Consider the following 24,686-nt stretch of genomic DNA (forward strand, 5'->3'; position numbering starts at 1 on the left):
GCCACGATGCTCAGCAGCGGAGGCGGGACGGGGACGGCTTCGGCATCGGGACTGCGGGACGATGGGGCGGTTGTCTCGATGGCGTGCTCGCGCCAGCGATCCTGTTCTGCCTTACTGTGGCCGCGGTCAGCGTCGCGAAGGCATTGCGTCGAGAAGCCTTGGGCGATCCGTTGGTCGGGCAGCTGTCGCGCGCCCCTTGTGCCCCCGTTTCGTCGCCGTCCACGCGATGCGCCAGCCGCCGTTGTGCCGCGGGGGCACCAGTGCTGCACACCGTGGGTTTACGCGGTGCCCGTCGGCGTGCCCTCGAAGCGGGACTCTTCGTGTCCTAGCCTGCCTGGCCCCCGTATCGTCGTCGCCGTGACGGCTCGGTACGACTTCAGCGCGGTTGCACAACGACGACCCGCCGTAACATGTGTTGTCGCATCACCGATACTTCGTCGATGAACCACGAATTCGAAGCACCGTCCAACTCGGTGTCCGGGTCGGTGTCCGGCTCCGTGGTTCAAGTCGGAAACATAACCGGCCTCGTGGTCGTACACGGGGCCCCGAGCAGCTGCCCTATCGGTTCGGGTCGGTGCCCCCGTTGGCAGGCGCCTTCCAGGACCGCGGCGTGCGCTGATCCGCACCGACGTGAGCGGCTGGGACCTGACTTCCGAGCAGACAGCCCTCGCCGCGGTGCTGGGCGTCGCGACAGGTGCGCAGGAGACCAGCCACAGCAGTGCCTCCCGGCACGAGGTGGTAGCCGCGCTGCGCGAGGTGTCTCCGCTGGTCCTGGTGATCGACGAGGCAGACAAGGCCCTGCTTGCCCAGTGGGGCGCGGGTTTCTTCGGGTTCCTCCGCTGGCTGGACGACAGCCATCTGCGCCAAGGCATCGGCATCCTGTTGGTCGGAGGTCCGGTCCTCACCTCGTTCCGGGATCCTGACGACAAAGGATCGCCGCCGTTGAACACTGCGGAATCGCACTTCATCGACCCGCTGGACCGGGAAGCGGTCGAGAAGCTGGCAGCCCGGCGTGCCCGGCATCGACATCGACACGCTGATGGAACTGTGCGGCGGCCATGCCTGGCTGACGACACGGATGCTGGCCGCGCTGTATGCGGGGACGTCGTTCTAGGACGCGCAGGACGACGTCTTCGACATGGCGTCGAAGACGTTCCAGGTGTGGGAACGGCAGCTCGGTGAAGGTGGTCGAGCCCTGCTGCGCTGCCTGCCCCCGGAGGGTGTCACCCGTGACCAGCTCCGGCGGCGGCCCTGGGCGAAGCATCGCGAGGCCGCGCGCCTGAGCCGTAGCATCGGCACGTTGCGAATCGATGCCGACCGCCTGCGGCTCGGGCCGAAGCTGTTCAGCGACTGGTTCCTGGACCGCGACCCCGGCGAGCTGCAATGGGACCTCGCGATCTCCTACGCCTCGGAGGACGAGACACTGGCCCGCGAGATCCACCGGCGGCTGCGCACCGAGTTCAAGGTCTTCTACGCTCCCGAGGAAGACGCGGCACTCTGGGGCACCAACCTCAGCAAGGTACTGCCCAACACCTACGGCGTCAGCAGCCGCTACGTGCTGGTGATCAGCACCGAGATCTACGCGACGAAGTACTGGACGCAGATCGAGTACGAAGAAGCGGCGAGCAAGGCCTCGGATCGGATTCTGCTGCTGGACTGCGGGAAGTTGCCGGACCATATCCCCGACGGTGTCGTGTACCGAGGAAGTACGCCCGCACAGATGGTAGGTCTCGTTGACGCTCTGCGCGAGAAGCTTGCCTGTTGACTTCGGGGGCTGATCTCGACTAAACATCCTCGTCGATGCCGAGTTTTGCCATCCATCCCTCGTTCTCGATGGAGATGACGCGTTCGCACGCCTGCACGAAGGCGTCATCGTCTAGGCCGTTGGCGCTGGAACGGCGGGCCAGAAGCCGCTCCAGCTCGTCCGCCGTCCGGGTGAATTCGATTTGCTGGTGTTCGTAGCGAGCCGCGCTGACGTGCGCGGCGATCGCGGTCGCGACCGTGGTGACCACACCGATCCAGGCTGACACCGCGGTGGCGGGGAACACTGCCACGATGGCGCCCAGGGCGGCCGCGAACGCCCCGAGCCCGACCTCGAACCGGCGTCCCCACCGCACTCGTTCGGCCATCTTGCGCGCCTTCGGCCGGTAGTAGGTCTCGAGCTGGCTCAGCACGCGCTCTTCGGCGTACGAATCGGTGCCGTTCACGAGCGGCAGCTGCCGCCGGACGGGCTCGATCCCGGCGACGTGCTTGAGCAGGTCACCCGCTGAGGAGGTCAGCTCTTCCAGTCGCCGCTGCCCGATCGCCTCGCGGTTCCCGTCTCGGTAAGCCCCGGCCCCGGCGAGGTAGCAGTAGACATCGGCCTTGAGCGCTTCCGACACCGATCGCGCGCGCGTCCAATCCCGGACCACCTGCGGTCCGGCTCCGGCGATGACGTACGAGGCGAGCGCGAGGGCGATACAGGAACAGGCGGCGAGAACCCGCCCGGGAACGGCAGCGGCCTCGAGCAGCTCGGCTGACGCGGTTCCGAGTACCGCCCCGGTGATCGTGAGCGTGAGGGCGGTCGTCCGAGCACGAGAGACGCGCGCCTTCAGCTGGCCGGCCGCCTGGGACCAGACGCTCTGCCGGCGCCAGAGCAGGGTGACAGTGGGGTCGGTCATGGGATCATCGTGGCTGCCCGGAGGTCCCAGGCCAAGCTTCTTGTGGCCTCAGAAACTCGAGTCTGGACCCGACTGGCCGAAACGGTCGCGGACGGACTCGACCGCGGTCTCCGCCGATGCTTGCCGAGGGTGCGGAACTTCCGCGCAAGGTCGGTGAACGCGCAATCACCGTCACTGTGCGTTGCGGCAAGCACACCGATCGCAGGACGTCGCGGTGCGGCGGCATATTCGGCGGTTTTGTCGGCGGCTGGGTGCCGATGCGGGATCGCCGCAGTCGCCGTGTAGCCCCGGTCCGGCCTCCGAGAGATGAACTGGGACCTGGGATGCTGGATGACGTGAGTGGGGAGAACCCGGCGCGGCGGGTGTTCATCAGCCACACGTCGGAGCTGCGGCGGCTGCCGGCCGGGCGGTCGTTCGTCGCCGCGGCCGAGTTGGCTATCCACTGTGCGGGTGACACGCCGGCCGATATGAAGTACTTTCCGGCCAGGGACGAGACGTCCGCCCGGGTGTGCGAGGAAGCAGTGGCCGCGGCGGATGTTTCGTACTCATCGTGGGCTTTAGCTACGGCTCCCCGGTGCACGAACGCCCCGAGCTCTCCTACGCCGAATTGGAATTCGAAGCTGCGGCCGAAGCCTGTTTGCCGCGGCTGGTGTTCTTCCTCGATCCTGACACGGGTGACCGCCGAGCTGTTCCGCGACACCTAAGGGATGTCTCGTAACCCCGGCGCCGGGCTGGCGGGCCGGTAGTTGATCATGTTGTTGTGGTGCAGGTGATCACAGCGTCGCGGCCGGAGTGGTGCCCCGTTCACCGGCTTGGAACCGGGCCAGTTCCGCAAGCTGGTACGGCTGGTCGCGAAGCGCGGCGGGGACGAGATCGCGGATGGGCGCCCGGGCCGGCAGTGGGCATTGCCGCTGGCCGACCGGGTGCTGCTGGTCGCGACGTACTGGCGGAGGAACCTGACGATGCGCCAGATCGGGCCGTTGTTCGGGGTGTCGCATTCCGCAGCGCACCGGGTGATCGACACGATCGGGCCACTGCTGGCGCTGGCCCCGGTCCGCACACGCCGGGTGGATGCGGTCGCGATCGTGGACGGCACCCTGGTCCCGACCCGCGATCATCAGCTGGCGACCCCGTCGAAGAACTACCGCTACTCCACCAACGTGCAGGTCGTGATCGACGCCGAGACCAGACTGGTCATCGCCACCGGCGACCCGCAGCCGGGCAGCCGCAACGACTGCACCGTCTACCGCGACTCCGGCATCGCCGAGCAACTCGCTGGTCGGCCGGTGATGGCCGATGGCGGCTACCAGGGTAACCCCGAGGTCGTCATGCCCTACCACAAACCCCGCGACGGCAGCGAGTTACCGGACTGGAAGGAAGAACTCAACGCCACCCACCGCAAAGTCCGCGCCCGCGTCGAGCATGTCCTGTCCCGCATGAAGAACTTCAAGATCCTCCGCGACTACCGTCGCGCCGCCAGCACGTTGGCCGACACGGTGTCCGGAATCGCGAACCTGCACAACATCCTCCTTACCGACTGACCGCAACACCAGCCCCACCAACCACACCACCAGTTACGAGACATCTCTTAGTGCGGGAGCCGCAAGACGATTTCCGACGAAGGCTGAGGGACTGCGGGCTGACTGTGACGACGGTCTCGTCGCCGGATCAGCCCGGGAGCGCCGTTGCACGCGTTGACCGGTTTGCCGCGGCCGGGTTCGGCGGCGCAGTCCCCTCCTGTGTGGGGCGTGCCGGGCCGTTCCGTGCAGTTCGCCGGGGGTGAAGAACTGCTGGAGGCGCTGCGGACCGCGCTCGTAACCAGCCGCCGAGCGATCGTCCAGGCTGTCCATGGCATGGGCGGGGTCGACAAGACCAAAGCCGCGCTGGAGTATGGCGACGACCACGACGTGGTGTGGTGGATACCAGCTGACGTCGCGTTGATTCCGGACGGCTCGCCGAACTGGCCCGTGCCCTTGGCCTGGCTGGCACGACCGACAGTGGAGACGTGGCGCTCGCTCGGCTGCTCGGTGAGCTGCGGCGCCGAGAACGGTGGTTGCTGGTGTTGACAACGCAGACCAGCCGGCGACCGTGGGCAAGTTCCTGCCGTGCGGCCGCGGTCACGTCATCGTCACATCCCGCAACCCGGATTGGAACGGTACGGCCAAGCCCTTGGCCATGGGTGACTTCACCCGATCGGGATCGGTCCAGATTCTCTGCTCCCGAGCTGTCCAGCTGGCCCAGGACGACGCCGGCCGGATCGCGGCGGCCCTGGGGGATCTGCCGCTGGCCGTGGACCAGGCGGCCGCTCTGCTGGCCGAGACGGGCTGGACCGCACGGTAGGGCGATGTTCCGCAGCGAACTGCATCGAGTCCGGCCTGGAGGTGGTCGGCGCTTGCGGCCCACGTGCCGGGTTCCAGCCAACAACCTCATGTGTTGGGCTCAGTCAACCTCGCCTACCGCCGGTAGTTGGGCTTCTCATAGATGAACCTGGTCTGCAACTACGGACCCCACGGCAAGGCCGAGGTCAAGATCTGGTGCGCAACCAACGACACCGAGCTGGTCTGAACACCCACCCACGTGTTCTGGTGAACTGGATCGAGTGCGAGTTCACCGCGATCAGCTACTTCACCCTTCGACGGCAGTGACTACCCCAGCCACGCCGCGCAAGAGGCAGCGATCGCCGGCTACCTCCGCTGGCGCAGCCGCCACTGCGATCCCAAACGTCACTTCGCCGTCAACTCCAAGATCCGCCAACCGGATTACCAACCTAAAGGCGCTTAATGCGGTACTAGGAGAAATCGCGAAAGGACTCCGAAGCGCGCGGCCCTACGGAGCCCTGGTATTTGCCGTCGTACAGCTTGACTTCGCCTTCGGGTGTCCAGAACGTGACCTGTCCGATTCGCATGCCGGGATAGATGCGGAGCGGTTGGACTGCGTGGAACTGCAATGTCCACTGGTTGTGCGAACCGATGTCGATCAGGTCCGCTGTGATGTTTACGAAGAGCCCCAGCCGCCCCAAAGACGACTTTCCCCTGATGATGGGAACATAGTGATCGCTCCCCATTTTCTCCACCGTGGAGCCGAGGTACACCTTGTCAGGCGCCAGGACAAAACCGCTGTCAGGGAGGGCTATCTCGGCCGTCGGCTGTGGGGCGCGGGCGTCGAGCAGGTGGTTGCGGTACACCAGCAGCTTCGGGCCCAACCGGAAATCGTAGCTGTTGGGGTTGACCTGCCCGTGGCAAAACGGGGCGATCTCGATACGGCGGAGTGCAGTCTGGCGGCAGATCTCGGTTCCGGTGAGTATCATGCGTGGTCCTATTTTGACTAGGTCAGGCTAGCGGGCTCGAAAGGCATCGGCGCCATGCCGAGACCGTAGTTGCCGTCGTATTCGGTGATGTCTCCGCTGCTGCGCCAGAAGCTGACCTGTCCCAGTCGCATGCCGGCGTAGACGCGGAGCGGCTGAACCACGGTGAGTTCGAGAGTCCATCGGTGAATGGCGCCGTGATGCCCGAGGTCTGCGGTTACCTGCGTGAACAAGCCGAGACGCCCCAGCGATGACCGTCCGATCAGGCTGGTGACGAGGGAGGTGCTTCCGATGATTTCGACGGTGCCTGCCAGGTAGACCCGCCTGGGGTTGAGCACATACCCCTCAGTTGTTATGTCCAGCCTGCTCCACTTGGCCGGATGTCGAGCGTCCAAAATATCCGCGTCGGCAATCTTTATCTCGCGTCCGAGCCGGTAGTTGTAGCTGTTCGGGTTGAGCTGATCGTGCTCGAACGGCTCGATGGAGATCTCGCCGCGTCGAACGCAGGCGGCGATCTCCGGCCCTGTGAGTATCATGCAGTGACCGAATCGAGAAGTCTCCGGACGGACCTGGCGTACGCCGCCATTGACCCCTCGTTCTCAATGCGCATGTCCACCTGCTGAGAGTCGAGACCGGTTTCGGTACTGTGCTGGGTCGCTCCGAGTGAAAGGTCGCCGCGGGCAATGCGTCTTCTTGTAGACTTCTCGGGCGAAACCGAAATAAGGACGGTTCTGAAGTTTTCCCGTCGCAAGTAGGCGATGTCCAGAGGTCGGGCGTCCGGGCAGACAAGCAGTGCCCGGCGGTTGGCGGGTGATCTCACTTGGGAAAGCCGGTGGAGGAAGCGCTGCTGGAGTACATCGGGATTGACTTTCCGCATGTGCGCTCCGAGGAAGTTGAGCAGTTCGCCGTCCTGGGTGCCTTCCTTGAGGGGGACGTCGCATATCCGGTAGATTTCCGCCTGCGCCTCGTAAAGCGGGCTTGCGAGGATGATGGTCTGGGTTGTGAAACTGTGCTCCGCGGACCACTTCGACGCGATCTCGACAAAGGTGCTCTTGCCCGCGCCGGGCAGGCCGAGCAGTGCCAGCTTGACCAGGTGCCCGTCGTCGCCGGGAGAATTCACTGTTCTTCTTCCTTCTGTTCGGAATCTATTTTTCGGAGAGCTGCGTCGATGGTTGCACTGAAATCAGAGTCGGTTGCCTTTTCGAGCACGGTTCCGGTGAATGGGGGAGCGTTCATGTCCAGGAGTGCCCATGGCACGTTGGCTAGCTCGCGGTGGGGATGCACGGAAACCGGTACCACTGGGTAGTCGGCTGGTTTGTGGATCCGCCGGTCGTGCATGGTGCGGATCTCGTGCATGATGTTCCCGTTCAGCTGGGTTTGGCATCGATCCTGGTAAGAGCGGGAGGCGACCACGATCGCCGCGTCGGTCAGCAGGACCCCGTCGATGCTGTTTTGTGCGGTAGTGCCGCCGATTCCTTGATTTGGCTCGATGATCGCGTAGTACCTTCGCCGGCGGCGATGGAGTTCCGTTACGAGGCGTCGGACGGTCACGATGTCATCAACGCAATATGATACGAATATGGCTGGACCGTCGAAGCCTGCGGTTTTTCTGGTGTCGGCGGGAAGCCCGTTCCAGTCGCCGTGTGCCTTATTTAGGAGGGTGGCGCGCAGCGTCCTCTCGCCGAAAGCGCGCTTCAGTAAGGACAGGTCGCGGCCGCGCCCGTTGCCGGGGTAGAAGACCAGGATGTCCCCGGGTATCGGTAGCGTCGCTCGGCTGCTGGTCGCGACCTCAAAATAGGGTCCATTGACATCGGTGATTCCCACAAGGTCGGTCGTCCCGAGCGGGGTTGGCATGGAGAAACGGATCCCGCTCTTTTTGGGGTTGCTCGACTCAAACACCTCGAAGAACACGTCCTGCGGCACCGAGATTTGACCAGGCTGGCCTTCGCCCTCGTACGAGTGGTTGCTCTCGCGAAGCCAGAAGTGTTCGTAGGAGTTAGCCGACGCGGTGAATTCGGTGAGTGCGATCGAGGTCCGCTTGTTCATTCGTGCGCGGAGTGGACCGCGGGTGAGTGCGGTAATCTCCGCCTCGAGTGAGACGTCATCCAATTGCAGGAAGGGCTCGATGCCGATGTGCCGCCCCGCGAGCATGGGAAACTGTTCCGCTACCGGCGACTCGCGTACGCCTTGCAGGATGCACTTGAGCAGCATCACGCGGAACCGGTTGTGCGGTGCGAAGTACACACTGGAGTAGAGGTGGGCACGCATGGCGAGGAAGTTGCCCAGCTGAGCGGGGTCCGAGCAGATCGGGCCCAGTTCGTCGTACGACATGATGGCTGAGATGACATCACCCGATTTTCCCAGTACGCCGATGGTGTGCTGGGCGTCTCGGTGCACGTAATCCAGCCGATCCGCATCGATCTCCCCGTCCAGCATGTGCCGCAACGGTCGAAATCTCATTCGCCAGTCGCTGTCGTGCCAGTATTCTGCCGTGGTCAGAAATGCGATGAAGTGGATGTTCAACTGCTCGAGGATGCTTTGTATCTCGTCATCATACAGGCAGGCTAGTGTGAAAACAGGCTTCGCGGGCCAGAGCGACACGTCCTGCTCGATCTTCGAGCTCACCCACTCACGCAGATCGTCGTCAGGCACGAAGAAGTCACGGGTAGCGTTTTGATAGGGGAGTTCACCCAAGTCCTGTAGCAGTGCCGCGACGAGCAGGTGCTCGTGCAGAACTGCGACCGAGGCGGGTGATTCCGCTTCATAGGTTTCGGCGTACTCGGCTTCCAGCGCGGCGGCCAGGTCTGTTCGCGGGCCACCGACGTGGCCGAGGAGCTTGCGCATCACGTGCATGGTGCCTATCGAATGCGCGTACCGGCTGTGGTCGGCGGCGACATAGCTCTGCGAAGCGAAGCCTAGCTGCTTGATGCGTCGGAGACGTTGCACCGGTCGTGACTGGATGAGCCGGCCGAGGACCGGCGACGAGAAGCTCGCAGTATCGGACACGTCGATCGGGCCGTGGACGGCATCCCGGATCATGGGCTGAGACGCGGTCTGACCCCCGCTGACCGGTTCGGTCATCAATCCTCCGATCGGTGGATCACTTGAGCGGATCCTATGGTGTTTTCGCCTTCTGCGAGCACCCTTGGGGATCACAAGTCCGCTGCGGCAACCATTGGCCGATGGGCCGCGCTTCTCGTCGCAACCGGCACTGACTCTCTATCGGCACGCCACGCTGGTGCTGAACTGGTTCCGTGGACCTGGCCGGCGCGATCGGGGGGACTGGTAACCGGCGGGATCAACCGGCTGGCTGAGATCGCCACCCGGCCGATGGACACCCTGGCCAGTTTTCGGGATACCAAGGGGCTGATGAACGACCCTCGACTGACCGGCGGCAAGTGGCTACAGGCGGTCAACCTGTGGCCGCGCCGGCGAGGCGCCCGCCGGCCGCAAGCTGACCGAGGTCGCTGGATGACCCGCACGGCGTCACCGTCGCGCTCGAACCCGAGTGCCCGATGATCGACCCAGCCAGCGACGCGGTCCGCTCAGGGGCGCGCGGCGAGTTCGGCGGGCTGATTCCCGTCCGGCTGGCCACCGGCGCACTCGTCGTCTGCCTGCGCGGCCACCGGCTCGACGTGGACCTCTACAACAAGCTCAAGCCCTACAGCCACCGCTACCGCCTGCACGGCACGCTCTGTGAAGTCTGCCGCGCGCAGGAAGGCTGCGAGCCCTCGGCCCGGCGTCTCGTCGTGTGGGCGAACCTCGACGTCACCGTCCAGCACGCGCCCAGCGCGGCCCCGAGCAACGGGCTCGCCCTGGTCGCCTACCCACCGGCCGCGGGAACGCTGGCTGGCCGGATCGAACTCCATCTCGACGGCACCGAAGTCGGCGCCGTCACCGCAAGCCTGTGCGCCAGCTGTCGGCGGCGACCCTCGACTACGTCTACGTCGCCGCCGACTACCGGCGTCTCGGCTTCGGCCGCACGCTCGTGGCGGCCGCGGTAGCGCGGGCGCCGTCCTACAAGTGGACGGCGCCGCTGCCGGACGGACCGGTGGCTCAATCGTTCCGTGCCCGGATCGCCATGCGCCGGCCCGGTCAGCGATGTGTTCACGCCGGTGCAGTTGACCTCACGCAGTGAGTACCAGCGGAGCAATGGGGAGTCGGTTGTCGAGGAAGTCCTGCAGGAGGTTCGGGAGCTCGGCAGGCAGGAGCTTGTCGCGGCAGGTCGAGAGCGCCGCGGCTGACCACCAGCGGCGCTCGATGAGGCCGACGCGCTCGTTGGCGGAGTGCCGGAGGGCGACCTGCGGCGCGTCGTGGTCGGTGCGGGCGAGATAGACGTGGTCGAGGCGGTGGTGTGCGCGGCCGCGGTAGGTGAAGCGGCTTTCGCGGGTCCAGAGCTTGCGGCCGATCTGGTCGACGACGAGGCCGGTTTCCTCGGCGATCTCCCGGCGGGCGGTGTCCTCTAGTTTCTCGCCAGGGTCCTGACCGCCGCCGGGGAGTTCCCACCAGTGGTGGTCGGGGTCGTCGGGGTCGCGGGCGTGGATGAGCAGGACTTCGTCGGCGGGGTTGAGGAGCAGGACGCGGGCGCCGCCCCGCAGGGCCGGTTCGTTGGCGACGGTCATCCGGTGTCCTCGTGCTCGGCTACTTGGGTGGCGGCCGGGCACGAGCACCCGTCGGCTAGAACAGCGTTGCCTCGTGGTCCGCGGCCGGGTCGGACGTTATCAGCGGCGCGGTCGCGGTCAGCGCCAGCTCGACGGCGAGTCCCGAATGGTCCGTCAGCGCCGGATCGCCAATGCGGGTGTCGTGGACGTACGAGCAGCTGGTCAGGTGCTCGATCAGCGCGGTGGAGGCGTGGGCGTGGTCGTAGCGGTAGCCGAGCTCGGCGCGGCGGGCCCAGCTGTGCTCGACCGCGGTCGGCTGCAGCGCGCGGAAGGCGTCGGCGAGTCCGTGGCGCTGGGTCAGCTCGGTGTAGAACGCGGTCTCGAACGGAGCGAACTGCCCCGGATGCGGTGGCACGTGTCCGGGCTCGAGGACGTTGAGATCGCCCAGAAGAAGGACAGGCGCGTCGTCGGCGGTGGTCTCGTAGGCCTGGTGGAAGGCCTCGATCCACGCGCGCTTGCGGGTGGTTTTCGCTTCGGTGGCGTCGCGGGAGGGAACGTAGGCGCCGAGGATGCGCAGCGGACCGTCGGCCGTGTCCAGCGTGATGCCGGCCAGCCGGGCGGGTAGGAAGGACATCGCTGCGCCGATGGGGTCCACCGTGGACTTGAACCTGGACAGCAGCATGACGCCGCGTTCCTTGTCGGGGTGATCGGGGTAGGTGACTGACCAGCCGGCGTCGCGGTAGGACTCGGCGATCAGGTGGGTGCCGGGCCCGGAGCCGGTCTCGGTGAGCACGAAGACGTCCTCGCCGCGGTGGGCGAGCCAGTCGCGTTGGCGGCGGGCCCGCTCCAGAGCGGGGTTGCCGACGTTGAGGGTGAGGACGGTCAGGGGCATGCCGGGCTCTCCGTGAGGGTGCGGTGGATCAGGTCGACGATGGTGCCAGCCGTGGTCCGGGGATCGTCGGCACAGTCGACCACCTGGACCGGCCAGCCCTGGTCGCGCAGGAACGTCGTGGCCGCGAGGTAGCCGTAGGTTTCGCGGAAGCTGCTCCCGGGTGTGCGTTCGAAGCGGCTGTGCCCGCCACGCGCTCGCAGACGCTGTTCGACGTCGGCCGGTGCTGCGCTGAGCGTGCAGACGAGGTCGGGCCGGTACACGCCGTGGTTGAGCGCCCAGACGACATCGAGCGGGATGTCGTCGACCCCCTGCAGGACCAGCGACGACCCCACGTACCGGTCGCAGAGCACGACCTTGCCTTCGGCCAGCGCCGGCCGGATCTCGATGGCCAGCTGGTGGTGCCGGTCGGCCGCGCAGAGGCAGGCCAGAGCCATGTCCCGGTAGGTATCGGTGCCGTGCCGGGCCAGCTCACCCAGGGGAGAGCGGGACGGCTGAATAGCGGCGTGCACGGGAACGCCGTCGGCGTCGAGCAGCTCGGCAACCAGCTTGGCGATCGTCGTCTTTCCGACACCGCCGGGGCCCTCGAAGGTCACCAGCGTGCCGGGCAGGCGCGGCGCGCTCACGCGACGTCCAGCGGCAGCAGCCGGTGCCCCTCGGCGGTCACCGGGCACTGTTCGGTGTCGACGTCGCCGATGCGTCCGCCGCCGGCGACGACCGCGGCCGGGCAGCCCTTGCCGCAGGACGGTTCGAGGCTGCAGGAAGCGCAGGTCGAGTTAGCGCCGACCTTGAAGCGGTCGTGGAAGCGGTAGGCGTCGAGGCGGGCGGCGAGGTCGCGATCGGTGAAGACGTTGCCGACGATGAAGTCGGTATCGGGGTGACGGGAGATCGGCGTCCGTGCGGCGAAGACGAGATAGGGGCAGACGGTGACCTCGCCCGGGGTGAAGACATAGATGATCGTCCCGGCTTCGCAGCCGGCCAGGGGCTTTCGGTCGGTGTTGGGGAAGCGGATGTGGGCGATGTCGAGGTCGGGGCCGTCGAACGGGGCGGTCAGCTCGAAGATCTCCTGCATGTGCATGATGGTCTTCGCCAGTTTTCGCTGGGATTTGACGCCGCGGCCCATGCTGCCCAGCGGGTTGAGCAGGACGTAGCGGGCGCCGTTCTCGCAGGCGAACGTGCACAGCCGGACGTACTCGTCGTTGGCGGCCAGGGTGTTCGGCGTGCACAACAGGCCCTGCAGCAGACCGGCTGCGGCGAGCTTGCGGACGTTCGTCACGGTCACGTCGAAGGACGCACGGTCGCCGCGGAACAGGCCGTGGGAGTCGGCGGCGAACCCGTCGAGGGAGACGTTGACGTGGACTCCAGCCGTGGCGAGCTGCTGGATCAGCTTGTCGTTCAGCTCGGTGGCGTTGGTGCAGATGCCGACGTCGATCCCGGCGTTGCGGAAGGCGTGCACGATGCCGAGGAAGTCCGGGTGAATGGTCGGCTCGCCACCGGTCAGCGTCACCCGCCGAACCCGGGCGTCGGCCAGCCGGGGGACGACCTTCTTCACGACCTCGGTCAGCGGCATGTCCTTGCCGCGCTTGGTCGCGGAGACGAAACAGTGCGCACAACGCAGGTTGCACCGCTCGGTGATCTGGACGAGCGCCTTGCGGTACGGGGTGTCGACGGTGGTGCGGAAGTAGCAGCCTGAAGCCTGCTCGTCGACAGCAATCGGACGGATGGTCATCGTTACTCCTTTGAGGACGATGCGGATGGCTGGCTGTGGCCAGGAAAATCAACTGCGCCGGATTCTTTGTTGCCACAGCGGAATGCCCCGCTGTTGCCGGACGAGCGCGTCGCAACGTTCGCACTGACGGGGGATGGTGCGGTGCCGCCGCTGGCCCAGTGGTAGGAAGGCCGCGACGCCTGTGACGCCGCAAAGCATGGTGATCGCCTCGCCCGGGTCCGGGATGCCGACGAGACGTGCGTGGTGCCACACGCCATCGATCACCGGGTGGATCATGAGGGGGTCGATGTAGATCACCGCGTCGGTCATGAGGCCCGGCCCCATGTGAAACCGCCTGGCGTGTCGGACGTAGCCGACTCGCTGAGCGCCTGACGTTGAAGCGCTTCTACGGTGCTTGAGTACGCTTCGAGCAGCGACTTCTCGGTCAGGTATGCGGTGCAGTGGACGTTCTTGAACGTCACCGCCATCGGGGTGCGTCGGTCTTCGAAGAGGGTGAAGGCGGGAGGGGGGTTCGGTTCGGTTGCCGTCGTCGGCACGATCCGGATGGTGACGTGGTGCAGACTTGCCGCGGTTCGGAGGTGTCGAATCTGTTCCGTGTCAGCCTCATTGCTTGCCGCAGGTATGGCGTCCTCGCCGATCAGGAAGAGGTAGCGGCGAGGACCGTTGAGCATCGCTTGCTGGCGAACAGTTCGTTCAAGTGGTTCCAGTTCACCGCAACCTGAAGGTTCCTCGTCCGTACCGGGTTCGCGATCGAAGTATTGCCGAAGTCGAAGTAGATCGGGAAGGCAGAACGGAGACCATTCCACGACCCGGTCCGACAGATTCTCGTACGTCCACATCAGACTGAACGTCTGCGTGTCCTCATGTGCGATGAGGTTGTCGTCGCGGACGTGCTTGGCCAGCTTCATGAACTTCTCGTACTCGGCACCACTGATTCCGAGGAAACCGAGGATATGGGCGACGTCGGGAGAACGCGGAGTGTGGGTTGCCAGTTCCAGGCCGGACAGGCGCGCCGCTGACATGCTGAGCTTGTCGGCGAGACGGCGCAGCCCGATCTTTCGCCGTTCGCGTGCCTCACGGAGGCCAGTGCTGACGATCAATACGGCGGGTCGTCGAATGGATGGCAATGACATGGGCGGTCTCTCTGCAGGTGGTCGTGTGTTCTGCGGGATGCAGCCGAGGAACAGTGGCCTGTTATCGCCAGCGCTCCGGTAGCGGTCGCGCAGTGCCGAACTTCGGCCAGAAGGCATCGAGAAACAGCGTCGCCGCTTGGTAGTCCGTCTCGGTCAGCTGCTCACCGTGTTCGCGCGGTCGCTTGAGCTGCCGGAACGCGAGCTCCAAGGGGGTAGCACCCTTCGGCTGGGGAACCGTAGGCGATGAAGCCCGGACCGGCGGGGCAGCCCGGATTCCGGTCGAAGCACCTGAGTTGCGGTCGGTCCTGTTGTCACTGTGTGCTACCGCCGTTGCTTGCATGGGTTGATCGTGCAGCGGAAGGTTGCGGCCGCAAACGACGTCGACGTATGAGTTTCAGCAGGTAGAAGTCGTTTGCTGCCAAATTCCATACATCCGGAGGATGAAATCCGACGCTGTGTTGTGTTCGATCGAATACACTGCGTGTCAGGTAGTGGGTAGGAGGGGAACGACCGTGCAGATGCTGACGAGAAGGTGCGAGAAATGCGGCGCGCGCCTGGCTCGTGACCGCGTGAGCAACCACTGCGGACCCTGCATCCGCTTGTTGATCGCGAACGAGGCACCGCCCCAGCCGGACGCCTTCTGGGCTGCGGAAAGCATCAGCGCTGCGCTGAAGGCTCGTCATTTCGGCCGGCTCTTCGCCGCCTACCGCCAGGAATCCGACCCGCACGTGTCCCAGGCCGCGCTCGGCCGTTGGCTCGGCCTGACGCAAGCGCAAGTCAGCCGCCTGGAAGCGTCGGGCGCCCGCCCTCCGAGCAACCTGGTGAACCTCGAACGCTGGGCCAAGGCCCTTCAGGTTCCCCCGTCACTGCTGTGGTTCAACGTTTCCCATACCGTCGACGAATTGGCCGGCGCAGACGACGACCTTAGCCTCGGACCTGTGCAAAGGCGACAGTTCTTCAAGACCGCAGGTGTCGGTGCCACGGCGATCGGCGCGTCGTTACTCGGTGCCGGGCCTGCCGTCGCGGCCAGCCCGCCCAAGCCCCGCAGCACGGACGTCGAGATCGTGCGCGACATGACAGCGACGTTCCGGCGTTTGGACAATCGCTTCGGGGGCGGACACAGCCGCGCGACGACGACCATCACGAACTACCTGACATCGACCGTCACGCCGATGCTGAAGGATACGACCAGAAAAGCTGCGGCACGGGAAGAACTACTCGGTGCGGCCGCCGAGCTGCACCAGGTTGCCGGCTGGATCGCGTTCGACGTCGGTAACGCCGCCGAAGGACAGCGGCGTCTGCGCGATGCGTTGAAGCTGTCGCAGGATGCGGGCGACGACGCGCTCGAGGCGGAGATGCTCGCAGCGATGAGCCATCACGCCGCATTCAACGGCGCCCCCGAGGTCGCCGTCGACATGGCGCTTGCAGCAAGGCGTACTTCGAAGAGGTCCGGTCTGGCCGCGCTGCAGGCGGAGGCCGCAGTGCTCGAAGCCCACGGCCATGCTCTTCAACGAAACCCCTCGGCCTGCTTCGCGGCACTCCGCGAAGCAGAACGAGCCTTCGAACGGTTCTCGCCCGGTGCCGGACCGGCGTGGCTCAACTACTTCGACAGCGCGTACCTGTCGGCGAAGTTCGCTCATGTGTTCCGCGATCTCGGCTCCGCGGCCGAAGCCGAGCAGTTCGCTCGCCGGGCGCTCGGGATGGACGACGGGTACGAGCGAGGGCGGTTGTTCAACACCGCGTTGCTCGCGTCGACTTTGGCCGATCAAGGCCGGGTCGACGAAGCGTGCGTGGAGGCCGCGGCTGCGGTGACCATGAGCGAGCAGGTCCGGTCGATCCGGGGTGGTGCTTACCTCGCCGACGTCGGTCGTCGGCTCAGCCCCTACCGCGCGGATCGGCGGGTGCGTGCGCTCTACCTGCAGATGGACGATGCCGGCGTGCCGACCCCGGTTCAGCGGTAGAACGCGAGGACGTGGAGCAGCGCGACCTGTGACGCCGCGCCGATGATCTCACCCTTGGTGATGCGGTCACGGACCGTGTCGAGCGGTATCCAGGCAACCCGCTCGGCCTCGTTGATGTCTTCGGGCTCGCCGACGTACTCCGCTCCGCGGGCCACGAACAGCAGGTTCTCGGCGTCGGCGCTGCCGACGGTGGGCTGCATCGATCCGAGCGGCTTGACGTTCAGCGGCCGCCAACCGGTTTCTTCCTCGACTTCGCGGACAGCAGTCGTCGCGGGGTCCTCACCGGGGTCAACGTAGCCGCCAGGCAGCTCCCAGACCCACCGGTCGATGATGAACCGGTGCCGCCACATCATGAGCACGCGGTCCTGGTCGTCGAGAACCGCCATCATCGCGGCCTTGGGCATGCGGAGCACGTACTGTTCGAACTTCACGCCGTCGGGTAACTCGACCGAGGCGATGCTCAAGCGCAGGCGGCGGGTGTCGTCGACGACCCGCTCGCCGTGGATCTTCCAGCGCGTCAGCTCTTGCCCATTGGGTTCGGTGGCCACGTCACGAGATGCTACGACGTTTTCCCTAGGGTGCGCGCGCTGTCGGGTGTGGATCACGGTTTGTGCAGGTCACGCCCTCGCCAGCAACGTTGGCAGCTCGGCCGGCGAGTCGCTGATCCAGTCGGCTCCTTGAGCAGCTCGGGTCAGTGCGCGCGCAGCCCTCGCGAAAGCGCGAGGAGCTCCCTCAGGTCCGCGTCCATGCCAGGATCCGCCGGTCGAGCAACGACGTGTACGGCAGCCGTCGGCTCACCTTCGGTGCTTCGGAGAAGAGCTTCGCGTAGCCGTTCTGCGGACAACGTCGATGCGACGTTGGTGGCCTCGTCAGGTTCGAGATAAGGGCTCAAACAGACCAAACCATCCCTGCATTCGATGGCTCGCCGGTAGAAGTGCAATCGCATGTGGCGGACGCGGAGAGCCTCGCGTGCTTGCGGTGTCTTCCGCAGCAGCGTGATGTCCGGAAAGGCGTGGCACAGTGCAGCCCACAGCGGTCTGAGCTGGCGGTAGTGCTTGCGATCCACGAACCACAATCGGAGCTTCACGATCCCGGCGCGGACACCGGGGTATCCGACTCCGAAGAAGAAGATCGAGATACCCAGAGCCAGGAGGGGTGTGGTCCAGACGCTGGTTCCCGGAACGGCGTCCTGCTGAAGCACCAGTCGGCTGGCGGTCGAAGCGATCCGAGGTAGATGCGTTCCCAAGCAGCAGACAGCAAGCCCCGCACCGGCGACGCGCAAGCTGAGTCGTACCCGCGACTGAGCTTGGCCTCCGGCCCGCCAGGTCAGCGTCGCGCCGCGCGCCGTGGCGTAGGCCATGTAGACGTTGCCGATCAGGTAGAAGAGGAGCGGCATCGTCGCCGAGCCTGCTGCCTCGTAGCTGAAGCCGCCAGAAGGTTTGTCGGCGAGCACAAAGGTGGCTGCCAGACCGCAGCCGACCGCCAAAGCGATCGCGATCTCGATCAGGCCTCTTGACGCGACGTCCCGAGAATCCACTATGGACTCCAGTAGGACTATCAATAGGGCGAAGAAGAATGTCAGCATGACGTTCTGGAACAGCTTTGGGAGCTGACCCGAGGTTGCCGGCAGCGCGGAGCCGGGATCCGTCGCGAGCTGAGCGGTCAACGCGACGAAGACGAGAAAGGTGCATGCGGTGATCACCCGAAGGCCGCGGTCGAATGGAACGCGGACCAGTTGGGAGATCTTCCAACCGGAAGCGCCGGCGGCTGCTCCCCACATCGCGAGGTTGGGCAAGTTCATCACAGCCAGCCTTGATGGTCGTCGAAGGCTCCGTGCAGTCGGCGGCCTGATTTGCTCTTTTGGACAGGCGAAAACCTCAGGGCTTCGAGCAGAGTTGCCCACTCCTTGATGACCGTGGCCACCATCTCGGCCTCACGCTCCGCGACGAGGCTGTAGCCGTCGCGGCGCAACGCATCCCTGACGACTTCGGCTGGGATGTCGGGGAACAGTGCGGCGAGGCCGGTCGCGTCGCCTTCTGTGCTGTGACCACTGATCATGTGCCCGACCTCGTGCAGGATGATGTGGTCCTGATGTGCGGTCGTGGTGTGCTGCTGGTACAGGATCCGATCAGCATCCGCGAACGCGATCCAGAGTCCGAAAGCGCCTGGGACCGGCAACGGGTACGGCACGAGCTCTATCGGCCGCCCTCGGTGCTCGGCCAGCTTCAGGCACAGGTCGCGGACGTCGAGCGGCGTGTCGACGTCCAGATCTCGAAGCAGCTTCTTCACACCTCGGCGCAGCTGCAGATCGTTGCGCCAAGTGCCCTCGCGGGGACTACGACGTGAGCGCAACTCGATCGAGGATTCGCGTGAGGGCTGCCGCGGTCGCCTTGGGGTGGCTGACCAACCCGTTGTGGCCGCCCGGCAGCTCGGCGAACGGCACACCCAGATCGCTGGCGAGCTGTTCGGCGCAGCGGTACTCCCATTGACCTCGCGAAAGATCACCGCCAGTGAGAACGATGTTCGTCGACTTCGCGGAGTCGACGAGGTCGTCGGCAATCAGCGAGGAACTCCGGACGGCGGGGAAGTCGTGTTCGAAGAAGTGCTGCAGGTTCGCCGTCAGGTCACCCGTCGGCGGTGCGGGCCGGGCGCCGTCCTCCATCGACTCGCGCGCGCCCGTGAGCGACCCCATCTGGCGGATCGCAGATCGGACGTCCTCCTGAGCCGTTGCGGCGACCTGGTCCAGCGCAGCCTCTCGCGCCGGGTCGAAGACCACCGCGCTCATCGGCGGCTCGTGAGCCACCAGCGTCGCCACGCGATCCGGTTCCAAGGCGACCAGGTGGAGTCCGATCAGTGCTCCGATGCTGGCGCCGACGACGTGCGCGGGTTCCGACGTGGACGCCGCCAGCACTGCGCCGGCATCGGCGGCGTGACGGTCCATCGTGATGGGACCCGTCTCTGAAGAGCTTGTACTCCGCGAAAGGCCACGTCGGTCGTAGGAGATGACGCAGAAGCGGCCGGCCAAGGCGGTTGCGAGCTGTTCGGTCGCCCCGGCTTCGCCGATGCCGCCTTGGATCAGCAGGACGGGTGTGCCCTGTCCTCGGGATTCGACGTAGAGAAGCGCGCCATCGCACTCGACTTCGAGCTGCTCTACCTGCATCGGCCATCCCCGATCTCGTCGATGGGAGATTCTGCCGTCTCGGAAGCGGTGGCCGCGCTGATGAGCGAAGCTGTCACGACGGTCCTCCCAGCCCGTTGGTGATCAACTGCGGTCGATGGTGGCAGATCAGCACTGCGTGGCTGGGTCCTTCCGGTGCAAGTCACTCGGACGTGTGACCGTCGGGTGTCTGCCTGCTGGCTTGGAAGTCGATGAACGCTCGCACGTTGGACAGGGCGTCCGGCGAGAGGGCACTCGCCCGCAGTGCGACGTCGCGAACTCCTTGGGCCGTTAGCTTGGCGAGAAGGGCGTACTGCTCCTGGAGCTCGCGTGCCCGCTGGCTGGTGCCGAAATATTCGAGGTCGACCCCGAAGTAGGCCGCAAGTTGCTGCGCGAGCCTGAGCTTCGGTTCGTTCGTGCCGTTGATCAGGTTGTAGAGCTGGCTCTTTGAGATGCCGACGCCCTCGGCCACCTCGGCTACCGAGTAGGGCCGGCCATTCGAGTGCTTCTTGACGGTGATCAGCCGTTCGAGCAGCTTGCCGAACGGCTCGGTCTCCGCTGAGCGCAGATCTTCGGCCTCGGACACCTTGCCCCCTTCGATCGAGATTCCAATTTCTTGGAATTTTGATCTCGATGCGTCCGGAATGTTTGACTCCGCATCCAGCTTTTCGTACTGTCGGTGTTGATCATTCCAACATATCGGGCAGCATGACCTTCGGGAACCACTGAAGGCTGCAGTCGCTCGATCGGGGTCCCCGCCCAGCTAGACGCCCAGCAGGGTGCGTCTGATGCGCGGGGAGGCGCGATGAGGAAGATCGACAGCTTCGCAGCGGCGGTGCATCGCCGGCGGAGGCAGTGCGGGCTTTCCCTCGGCGAAGTGGCCGCGAAAGCCGGGTACAGCGCGAGCTACCTCTCGAAGCTGCTTCACGGCCACCGTCCACTCCTGCCGGCTGTCGTCCACGACCTCGACGCGGCGCTGGCGGCCGATGGTGAGCTGGACAAGATCGCTGCTGAGCAGCGTGGTGACGGACGGCCGGTCGCGCGTCCCAACCAGCTGCCACCGGCACCGGCTGAATTCGTCGGCCGCGACGAACAGCTGCAGGCCATGGATCACGCGCTGGTGACCCGGGGGCGTCCAGGTGCGACGGTCACCATCGTGATCGAAGGCGGGTTCTGGACCGGCAAGACCGCCCTAGCGGTGCATTGGGCAGCCCGGATGCAGGCTCGCTTCCCCGGCGGGTGCCTGTTCGCGGACCTTCGGGGCCTCGCACCCGGGGCGCCGGCCGATGCAGAGGAGGTCCTGGACGGATTTCTGCTGGCGCTCGGCGTGAGTCCCGCCGAGCTCGGTACCGCTACGCCGCAGGCCAGGGTCGCGCGCTACCGGTCCTTGCTCGCTGACCGGCCTGCGATCGTGATCCTCGACAACGTCGCCGACTATCGGCAAGCGGAGTGGCTGCTCCCCGGCGCAGGCAGCGTCGTGCTGGTGACCAGCCGTGAACGCCAGCCCGGCCTGTTGGCGCGCACCGGCGGCACGGTCGTTGACCTCCCACCGCTCTCTCCCGAGCAATCACTCAGCTTGCTCGGCCACCGTGTTGGGGAGACTCGCGTTCGAGCAGACGCGACGGCCTCAGAGCTGGTGGTTGAGCGCTGCGGCTGCCTGCCGATGACGGTTCTGATCGTGGCCGAGCACCTCCAGCGCCACCGTGACACGTCGTTGGCCGCTCTGGCCGAGCGCCTCGACTCCGAGAAGACGCGCCTCGACTTGTTCACGTCCAGCGATCCCGCCGTGAACATCCACGGCGTCGTCGACGTCTCGTACCTGGCGTTGCCACCGATGGTGAGGCGGGTATTCCGCTACCTCGGCATCGGCCCGGCGAATAACGTCACGGCCGAGTCCGTCGCGGTGCTGGCCGACCTGGACGTCGAACGTGCCCATGAGGCTCTTCGGCAGCTCGCCGAGGCGCATCTGCTGGAGCAACTACCGCACTGCCGTTACCGGCTCAGCTCGCTGCTGCGGGCGTACGCGCACCAGTGCGCTCTGGTTGAAGAATCCCTCGCCGAGGTTGAGCGAGCTCACGACCGCGCGCTGCGCTGGTACGCCGCGACGGCCTGGGAGGCGAACAACACGCTCATCCCCAGCTGGGCAGACAGCGGCATTACTGCGCAGAACGTCACCGGGATCGAGGCGATGTCGTTTCAGGCCGGGGGCTTCGACGCGGCAATGGCCTGGTGCGAGCAGGAGGTCGCGACCGCACTGCAGGTGGCTCGGAACGCCCGGACGTACGGGGCCAGGGACGTCTTGTGGCTGCTGCCCACCGCGTTCCTCCCGTACTTCGTGCTCACTCGCAGCTGGAACACCTGGCTCGTCGCCGCCCACGACGGGCTCGCCGTGGCGCGGGCGTCCCGCAGCGACGCAGGTATCGCCCGGAGCCTGGAAGCCCTCGGCTGGGTCGAGCACGAGCTCGGTCGTACCGACGACGGCATCGGCCACCTTGAAGAGGCGCTCCGCCGACATGAACAGCTTGGTGACGATCGATCCCGAGCCTGGACCGCGTACGGCCTCGGTCTGGCGTACACCGCCTCCGGCCGGACTGCTGAAGCGCGGGATCTGCACGAACTCGCCGACCGCCTGTTCGTCGCTTCGGGAGTCAAGATCGGGGTTGCGGTGAATCGCGCCGCCTTGGCCGAGGTCTGCGATCTGGTGGGCGCGGCGGACAAGGCGATGGAGTACGCACTCGACACCCTGAACCGCGCACAGATGTTCTCATCGAAAGCCGTTCTCGGCATTGCCCACCAACGGATCGGCACGCTGCTCGCCCGGCACGGCCACCACCGGATGGCCCTGAAGCACTTCGACGAGGCGCTGGCCGTGCGCGGCCGGAGCTGGCAACGCTGGAGCGCCGCGGAGACGCTGATCTCGCGCGCGGAGGTTCTGGGCGAACTTGGCGAAGTCGACCAAGCGCGGGCTGCGCTCGTTCGGAGCCTGGAAGTGCTCGAGGCCATCCGAGACGGGCGGGCATCGGAGGTTCGCGCTCGACTGGCGTCCCTGGAGGCCACGAATGCCGGCTGGCTACGGGGGACGCCCGCTACCGCCTGATACTCGCCCCTGACCCCGGGATCGGCGTAGTCTCGATCCTCGTGAGGCGTGCGAGGGTGGGGATTCTTGCGGTGGCGTGCATGGCGGGATTGGTCGCGTGCGCACCTGGAGATTCGCAGACGGACGAGACCGCACAACGGATCGCCGACGCGATCGACTCACCACCGCAGACCTCGGCGGCGAACTACGCGCGAAGGGCAGTCGAGGCCGCGCATGGCAGTTCGGAAGCCTTCGCTGTGGTCGAGATGCACGACAGCACCTCGGACGATCTGGACGCTGCGACGGCGCATCTCGTCTTCCGCGTGTACCACCCGGGAACGCAGGATGAGCTCTTCCCGCAGGAGCCGGTCACGGCCTGCTACACGGTGGGTTTCAATTTCCGTGGCCTCGTCGATGCTCCACGCCGAACAGACTGCCCGGCCAATGCGACACCTCTTGATCCGCCACCGATCCCGGTCTGGGAGGTGCCCGAAGGCTCCGATCCGGCTTTGCAGTCGGTCTTGACCAGTCTGCCGGCGTCCGTGACCGACCAAGATGTGTCAGCTGCTCTGTCTCGCTCGATGCCTTCTCCGCCGCTCGACCCTGAGACGCAGACCCGAGGGCGACCTCCCGTGCAAGATGTTGCCGTGCGAGGTAACGACGTTGGCGTCGCGTATCGGGCCGGCGACCGGTCCACCGGAGGCATCGACTGCCTTCTGGGATCACGGGTCGGCGGCTCGACGCTGGTTTGGCGTCCATCTTGGGCGCAGGTTCAACCGGGTGAACTTACTTGCACGGCGGAGACCGCGTTGGACCGACAAGGCATCACCCCTCCCCATTGACGCGTCGTTATTGACAACCGTTGGCGTCTTGACTCGATCGGCACAAATTCGGCACTAAATGAGCACAGCGCTGGGTTGATCGAGCAGTTCCATCGTCGCCACCATCGGTCCACAGTGGATTCAACAGAGCCACACGAATCACGTTGGCTCACCCTGAATCCCTGGAGGAACGATGAGTTCGCGTTCTTTGCGCGCAAAAGCCATTCCAGGCATGTGCGTCCCCGTCGCCGCGCTGATCGTATGCCTCGGCGTCGCGAGCCCCGCCGGCGCAAGCGTCACCGAGATTCAGCTCCGTGAGCAGTGCGGCTACCTCGGCTGGGGTGAGTACCGGCATTGCGACGGCGGCACCGGCTCGAGGGTCGACCTGGACGTCGAAGACGTCTGGGGCAATCTTTACCGCTACTGCGTCGGGCCCGGCACGACCGATCTCCAACCGGTGATCCGGTGGAGAGTCACCGGTGCGTGGTGGAACGGCGGCGTCGGGTGCTACCCGGGCTTCGAAGGCCCGGCGTAACTCGAGGACGACTCCCGGTCCTCGGCCAGTCGACGCGGCGGGTGTTCGTGCCCCCCGATAACGCCCGCCGCGTCGGCGATATCAGGCAGCGAGCAGGACCATCACTGTCATCCCGGCGAGGAGACACGGTCCGAAGGGCACGGCACGGCTCGGTCGGTTGCCCGGTACGAGCAGAAGCGCCAATGCGATGAGCGACGCGAGCACAACCGCGCCGGCCAGCTCGGCCCAGCCGGACCAACCGGTAACCAGTCCGACCACGGCCGCGAGGCCGACGTCTCCAGAGCCGACACCGCCTTCGACCAGAACCGCGAGCAGCAGGTAGAAGCCCGCTCCCGCGAGCATCGCCCACAGCGCGCGGAACCCGGGACCGGGGTCAGAACGTGCCACGCACAGCAATGTGAGGCCGAGTGCGGTGCCCACCAGCTGCGGCACGACGACAATTCGAGGTAACCGATGTTCGAGCAAGTCGATGATCGACAAGGGAATTCCGAGCGCCAGTACGTACGCGTAGATCGGCAACTCACCGTGGGCGCCGACGCGCCAGGCGAGGATCGCGAATGCCAGTGCGGTGACGATCGCGCCAAGCCACCACGACGACGCGATCGGCGCCGGTCGATCCGAGAGCCGTTTGGTGATGAGGCTTCCGGCGGCCCCCAAACCGAAGCCCGCTACCGCGCCGATGATGGCCTGCCAACCGTTCACAGCCGCGCCGCCGAGTTGTCGCTGATGCCCTTCCCCATGAAGCAATGCTGGCCAGCTCGTAAGACGAGCGCAGTGCTCGTCCTACCAACGAGTGAACTTCAAGGGATGTGGTGTCCGG

At 65.9% G+C, this 24,686-nt stretch carries 29 protein-coding genes and 1 pseudogene; 12 read left to right on the forward strand and 18 right to left on the reverse strand.

The genetic code is table 11. The annotated features are described in order from the left end of the window. Positions 1–630 precede the first annotated feature (630 nt). Complete coding sequence (locus tag ACGFMK_RS34950; RefSeq protein WP_392772524.1) at positions 631–1,182, forward strand: hypothetical protein; 552 nt, start codon at positions 631–633, stop codon at positions 1,180–1,182. Next, positions 1,139–1,765 carry a TIR domain-containing protein gene (locus ACGFMK_RS34955; protein ID WP_392772527.1) on the forward strand — a complete coding sequence of 209 codons (627 nt, stop codon included), beginning with the start codon at positions 1,139–1,141 and terminating at the stop codon, positions 1,763–1,765. Before ACGFMK_RS34950 ends, ACGFMK_RS34955 begins: the two co-directional genes overlap by 44 nt. 19 nt (positions 1,766–1,784) lie before the next feature. Here ACGFMK_RS34955 and ACGFMK_RS34960 read toward each other — a convergent pair whose 3' ends face one another. Beyond that, entirely contained in the window at positions 1,785–2,660 is an 876-nt protein-coding gene (locus tag ACGFMK_RS34960; RefSeq protein WP_392772529.1) for a DUF4231 domain-containing protein, read from the reverse strand. A gap of 323 nt (positions 2,661–2,983) precedes the next feature. On the opposite strand from ACGFMK_RS34960, the gene ACGFMK_RS34965 reads away from it, so the two are divergent. The 4 genes and pseudogenes from ACGFMK_RS34965 to ACGFMK_RS34980 all read left to right on the forward strand — a co-directional run bounded on the left by ACGFMK_RS34965 (position 2,984) and on the right by ACGFMK_RS34980 (position 5,000). Next, positions 2,984–3,364 carry a hypothetical protein gene (locus tag ACGFMK_RS34965; protein WP_392772532.1) on the forward strand — a complete coding sequence of 127 codons (381 nt, stop codon included), beginning with the start codon at positions 2,984–2,986 and terminating at the stop codon, positions 3,362–3,364. A gap of 59 nt (positions 3,365–3,423) precedes the next feature. Continuing rightward, a pseudogene (locus tag ACGFMK_RS34970) lies at positions 3,424–4,201 on the forward strand (transposase family protein). A gap of 144 nt (positions 4,202–4,345) precedes the next feature. After that, positions 4,346–4,726: a hypothetical protein gene (locus ACGFMK_RS34975; RefSeq protein WP_392772535.1), complete on the forward strand. Its 381-nt coding sequence runs from the start codon at positions 4,346–4,348 to the stop codon at positions 4,724–4,726. A gap of 22 nt (positions 4,727–4,748) precedes the next feature. Next, positions 4,749–5,000 carry a hypothetical protein gene (locus tag ACGFMK_RS34980; RefSeq protein ID WP_392772538.1) on the forward strand — a complete coding sequence of 84 codons (252 nt, stop codon included), beginning with the start codon at positions 4,749–4,751 and terminating at the stop codon, positions 4,998–5,000. A gap of 448 nt (positions 5,001–5,448) precedes the next feature. On the opposite strand, the gene dcd is transcribed toward ACGFMK_RS34980, so the two are convergent. The 4 genes from dcd to ACGFMK_RS35000 are packed head-to-tail and all read right to left on the reverse strand — an operon-like array spanning position 5,449 to position 9,045. Beyond that, positions 5,449–5,967 carry a dCTP deaminase gene (gene dcd / locus ACGFMK_RS34985; RefSeq protein WP_392772541.1) on the reverse strand — a complete coding sequence of 173 codons (519 nt, stop codon included), beginning with the start codon at positions 5,965–5,967 and terminating at the stop codon, positions 5,449–5,451. A gap of 17 nt (positions 5,968–5,984) precedes the next feature. Next, on the reverse strand, positions 5,985–6,500 hold the full coding sequence (locus ACGFMK_RS34990) for a 2'-deoxycytidine 5'-triphosphate deaminase domain-containing protein (protein WP_392772544.1): 516 nt from the start codon (positions 6,498–6,500) through the stop codon (positions 5,985–5,987). Next, entirely contained in the window at positions 6,497–7,084 is a 588-nt protein-coding gene (locus ACGFMK_RS34995) for a hypothetical protein (protein ID WP_392772547.1), read from the reverse strand. The genes ACGFMK_RS34990 and ACGFMK_RS34995 overlap by 4 nt, the downstream gene beginning before the upstream one ends. Continuing rightward, the gene (locus ACGFMK_RS35000; protein ID WP_392772549.1) at positions 7,081–9,045 is read right to left on the reverse strand and encodes a hypothetical protein; all 1,965 of its coding nucleotides are present in this window, start codon (positions 9,043–9,045) and stop codon (positions 7,081–7,083) included. Before ACGFMK_RS35000 ends, ACGFMK_RS34995 begins: the two co-directional genes overlap by 4 nt. Before the next feature lie 434 nt (positions 9,046–9,479). Here ACGFMK_RS35000 and ACGFMK_RS35005 point away from each other — a divergent pair, with 434 nt between their 5' ends. Together ACGFMK_RS35005 and ACGFMK_RS35010 are read left to right on the forward strand one after the other, a co-directional pair. After that, positions 9,480–9,968, forward strand: a complete 489-nt coding sequence (locus ACGFMK_RS35005) for a hypothetical protein (protein WP_392772662.1) — start codon at positions 9,480–9,482, stop codon at positions 9,966–9,968. Next, positions 9,872–10,102, forward strand: a complete 231-nt coding sequence (locus ACGFMK_RS35010; protein ID WP_392772552.1) for a GNAT family N-acetyltransferase — start codon at positions 9,872–9,874, stop codon at positions 10,100–10,102. Before ACGFMK_RS35005 ends, ACGFMK_RS35010 begins: the two co-directional genes overlap by 97 nt. On the opposite strand, the gene ACGFMK_RS35015 is transcribed toward ACGFMK_RS35010, so the two are convergent. From ACGFMK_RS35015 to ACGFMK_RS35045, 7 genes are all read right to left on the reverse strand, one after another. Then, the gene (locus tag ACGFMK_RS35015; RefSeq protein ID WP_392772555.1) at positions 10,092–10,586 is read right to left on the reverse strand and encodes an NUDIX hydrolase; all 495 of its coding nucleotides are present in this window, start codon (positions 10,584–10,586) and stop codon (positions 10,092–10,094) included. The two genes, ACGFMK_RS35010 and ACGFMK_RS35015, sit on opposite strands and share 11 nt — an antisense overlap. A gap of 55 nt (positions 10,587–10,641) precedes the next feature. Continuing rightward, on the reverse strand, positions 10,642–11,457 hold the full coding sequence (locus ACGFMK_RS35020; protein WP_392772558.1) for an endonuclease/exonuclease/phosphatase family protein: 816 nt from the start codon (positions 11,455–11,457) through the stop codon (positions 10,642–10,644). Continuing rightward, a complete protein-coding gene (tmk, locus tag ACGFMK_RS35025) occupies positions 11,448–12,080 on the reverse strand; it encodes a dTMP kinase (protein ID WP_392772561.1) in 633 nt (210 codons plus the stop codon). Before tmk ends, ACGFMK_RS35020 begins: the two co-directional genes overlap by 10 nt. Beyond that, positions 12,077–13,183: a radical SAM protein gene (locus ACGFMK_RS35030; RefSeq protein ID WP_392772564.1), complete on the reverse strand. Its 1,107-nt coding sequence runs from the start codon at positions 13,181–13,183 to the stop codon at positions 12,077–12,079. Before ACGFMK_RS35030 ends, tmk begins: the two co-directional genes overlap by 4 nt. Positions 13,184–13,231: 48 nt before the next feature. Next, positions 13,232–13,492: a hypothetical protein gene (locus tag ACGFMK_RS35035; RefSeq protein ID WP_392772567.1), complete on the reverse strand. Its 261-nt coding sequence runs from the start codon at positions 13,490–13,492 to the stop codon at positions 13,232–13,234. After that, the gene (locus ACGFMK_RS35040) at positions 13,489–14,316 is read right to left on the reverse strand and encodes a Scr1 family TA system antitoxin-like transcriptional regulator (protein ID WP_392772568.1); all 828 of its coding nucleotides are present in this window, start codon (positions 14,314–14,316) and stop codon (positions 13,489–13,491) included. Before ACGFMK_RS35040 ends, ACGFMK_RS35035 begins: the two co-directional genes overlap by 4 nt. Positions 14,317–14,377: 61 nt before the next feature. Further along, positions 14,378–14,524 (reverse strand): hypothetical protein, encoded by a 147-nt coding sequence (locus ACGFMK_RS35045; protein WP_392772571.1) that lies wholly within the window; start codon positions 14,522–14,524, stop codon positions 14,378–14,380. Between the two features lie 310 nt (positions 14,525–14,834). Between ACGFMK_RS35045 and ACGFMK_RS35050 the strand changes: the two genes are divergently transcribed. Beyond that, positions 14,835–16,277, forward strand: a complete 1,443-nt coding sequence (locus ACGFMK_RS35050; RefSeq protein WP_392772654.1) for a helix-turn-helix domain-containing protein — start codon at positions 14,835–14,837, stop codon at positions 16,275–16,277. Here ACGFMK_RS35050 and ACGFMK_RS35055 read toward each other — a convergent pair. The 5 genes from ACGFMK_RS35055 to ACGFMK_RS35075 form a co-directional block, all read right to left on the reverse strand. Then, entirely contained in the window at positions 16,268–16,825 is a 558-nt protein-coding gene (locus ACGFMK_RS35055) for an NUDIX hydrolase (RefSeq protein WP_392772574.1), read from the reverse strand. The genes ACGFMK_RS35050 and ACGFMK_RS35055 overlap by 10 nt on opposite strands. Positions 16,826–16,968: 143 nt before the next feature. Then, on the reverse strand, positions 16,969–18,078 hold the full coding sequence (locus ACGFMK_RS35060; protein WP_392772576.1) for an MAB_1171c family putative transporter: 1,110 nt from the start codon (positions 18,076–18,078) through the stop codon (positions 16,969–16,971). Next, positions 18,078–18,566 carry a hypothetical protein gene (locus ACGFMK_RS35065; RefSeq protein WP_392772579.1) on the reverse strand — a complete coding sequence of 163 codons (489 nt, stop codon included), beginning with the start codon at positions 18,564–18,566 and terminating at the stop codon, positions 18,078–18,080. Before ACGFMK_RS35065 ends, ACGFMK_RS35060 begins: the two co-directional genes overlap by 1 nt. Before the next feature lie 46 nt (positions 18,567–18,612). After that, positions 18,613–19,437 carry an alpha/beta fold hydrolase gene (locus ACGFMK_RS35070; protein WP_392772581.1) on the reverse strand — a complete coding sequence of 275 codons (825 nt, stop codon included), beginning with the start codon at positions 19,435–19,437 and terminating at the stop codon, positions 18,613–18,615. Between the two features lie 160 nt (positions 19,438–19,597). Next, positions 19,598–20,020 carry a helix-turn-helix domain-containing protein gene (locus tag ACGFMK_RS35075; RefSeq protein ID WP_392772584.1) on the reverse strand — a complete coding sequence of 141 codons (423 nt, stop codon included), beginning with the start codon at positions 20,018–20,020 and terminating at the stop codon, positions 19,598–19,600. Positions 20,021–20,239: 219 nt separating this feature from the next. Between ACGFMK_RS35075 and ACGFMK_RS35080 the strand changes: the two genes are divergently transcribed. From ACGFMK_RS35080 to ACGFMK_RS35090, 3 genes are all read left to right on the forward strand, one after another. Further along, complete coding sequence (locus ACGFMK_RS35080) at positions 20,240–22,531, forward strand: tetratricopeptide repeat protein (RefSeq protein ID WP_392772587.1); 2,292 nt, start codon at positions 20,240–20,242, stop codon at positions 22,529–22,531. 80 nt (positions 22,532–22,611) lie between these two features. Next, on the forward strand, positions 22,612–23,352 hold the full coding sequence (locus ACGFMK_RS35085) for a hypothetical protein (RefSeq protein ID WP_392772590.1): 741 nt from the start codon (positions 22,612–22,614) through the stop codon (positions 23,350–23,352). A 211-nt stretch (positions 23,353–23,563) separates the two neighbouring features. Beyond that, on the forward strand, positions 23,564–23,866 hold the full coding sequence (locus tag ACGFMK_RS35090; protein WP_392772593.1) for a DUF6355 family natural product biosynthesis protein: 303 nt from the start codon (positions 23,564–23,566) through the stop codon (positions 23,864–23,866). Positions 23,867–23,947: 81 nt separating this feature from the next. Here ACGFMK_RS35090 and ACGFMK_RS35095 read toward each other — a convergent pair whose 3' ends face one another. Continuing rightward, positions 23,948–24,568 (reverse strand): prepilin peptidase, encoded by a 621-nt coding sequence (locus tag ACGFMK_RS35095; protein WP_392772596.1) that lies wholly within the window; start codon positions 24,566–24,568, stop codon positions 23,948–23,950. Positions 24,569–24,686: the final 118 nt, after the last annotated feature.

The organism is Amycolatopsis sp. NPDC049252 (assembly GCF_043197175.1).
Classification (GTDB): domain Bacteria; phylum Actinomycetota; class Actinomycetes; order Mycobacteriales; family Pseudonocardiaceae; genus Amycolatopsis.

What these genes read in the sequence shown, in the direction of transcription:
- ACGFMK_RS34955 (WP_392772527.1), top strand. Translation starts at nt 1,139, where the DNA reads ATGGCGTCGAAGACGTTCCAGGTGTGGGAACGGCAGCTCGGTGAAGGT.
- ACGFMK_RS34960 (WP_392772529.1), bottom strand. Translation starts at nt 2,660, where the DNA reads ATGACCGACCCCACTGTCACCCTGCTCTGGCGCCGGCAGAGCGTCTGG.
- ACGFMK_RS34965 (WP_392772532.1), top strand. Translation starts at nt 2,984, where the DNA reads ATGCTGGATGACGTGAGTGGGGAGAACCCGGCGCGGCGGGTGTTCATC.
- dcd (WP_392772541.1), bottom strand. Translation starts at nt 5,967, where the DNA reads ATGATACTCACCGGAACCGAGATCTGCCGCCAGACTGCACTCCGCCGT.
- ACGFMK_RS34990 (WP_392772544.1), bottom strand. Translation starts at nt 6,500, where the DNA reads ATGATACTCACAGGGCCGGAGATCGCCGCCTGCGTTCGACGCGGCGAG.
- ACGFMK_RS35000 (WP_392772549.1), bottom strand. Translation starts at nt 9,045, where the DNA reads ATGACCGAACCGGTCAGCGGGGGTCAGACCGCGTCTCAGCCCATGATC.
- ACGFMK_RS35005 (WP_392772662.1), top strand. Translation starts at nt 9,480, where the DNA reads ATGATCGACCCAGCCAGCGACGCGGTCCGCTCAGGGGCGCGCGGCGAG.
- ACGFMK_RS35015 (WP_392772555.1), bottom strand. Translation starts at nt 10,586, where the DNA reads ATGACCGTCGCCAACGAACCGGCCCTGCGGGGCGGCGCCCGCGTCCTG.
- ACGFMK_RS35020 (WP_392772558.1), bottom strand. Translation starts at nt 11,457, where the DNA reads ATGCCCCTGACCGTCCTCACCCTCAACGTCGGCAACCCCGCTCTGGAG.
- ACGFMK_RS35030 (WP_392772564.1), bottom strand. Translation starts at nt 13,183, where the DNA reads ATGACCATCCGTCCGATTGCTGTCGACGAGCAGGCTTCAGGCTGCTAC.
- ACGFMK_RS35035 (WP_392772567.1), bottom strand. Translation starts at nt 13,492, where the DNA reads ATGACCGACGCGGTGATCTACATCGACCCCCTCATGATCCACCCGGTG.
- ACGFMK_RS35040 (WP_392772568.1), bottom strand. Translation starts at nt 14,316, where the DNA reads ATGTCATTGCCATCCATTCGACGACCCGCCGTATTGATCGTCAGCACT.
- ACGFMK_RS35050 (WP_392772654.1), top strand. Translation starts at nt 14,835, where the DNA reads ATGCTGACGAGAAGGTGCGAGAAATGCGGCGCGCGCCTGGCTCGTGAC.
- ACGFMK_RS35060 (WP_392772576.1), bottom strand. Translation starts at nt 18,078, where the DNA reads ATGAACTTGCCCAACCTCGCGATGTGGGGAGCAGCCGCCGGCGCTTCC.
- ACGFMK_RS35070 (WP_392772581.1), bottom strand. Translation starts at nt 19,437, where the DNA reads ATGCAGGTAGAGCAGCTCGAAGTCGAGTGCGATGGCGCGCTTCTCTAC.
- ACGFMK_RS35080 (WP_392772587.1), top strand. Translation starts at nt 20,240, where the DNA reads ATGAGGAAGATCGACAGCTTCGCAGCGGCGGTGCATCGCCGGCGGAGG.
- ACGFMK_RS35085 (WP_392772590.1), top strand. Translation starts at nt 22,612, where the DNA reads ATGGCGGGATTGGTCGCGTGCGCACCTGGAGATTCGCAGACGGACGAG.
- ACGFMK_RS35090 (WP_392772593.1), top strand. Translation starts at nt 23,564, where the DNA reads ATGTGCGTCCCCGTCGCCGCGCTGATCGTATGCCTCGGCGTCGCGAGC.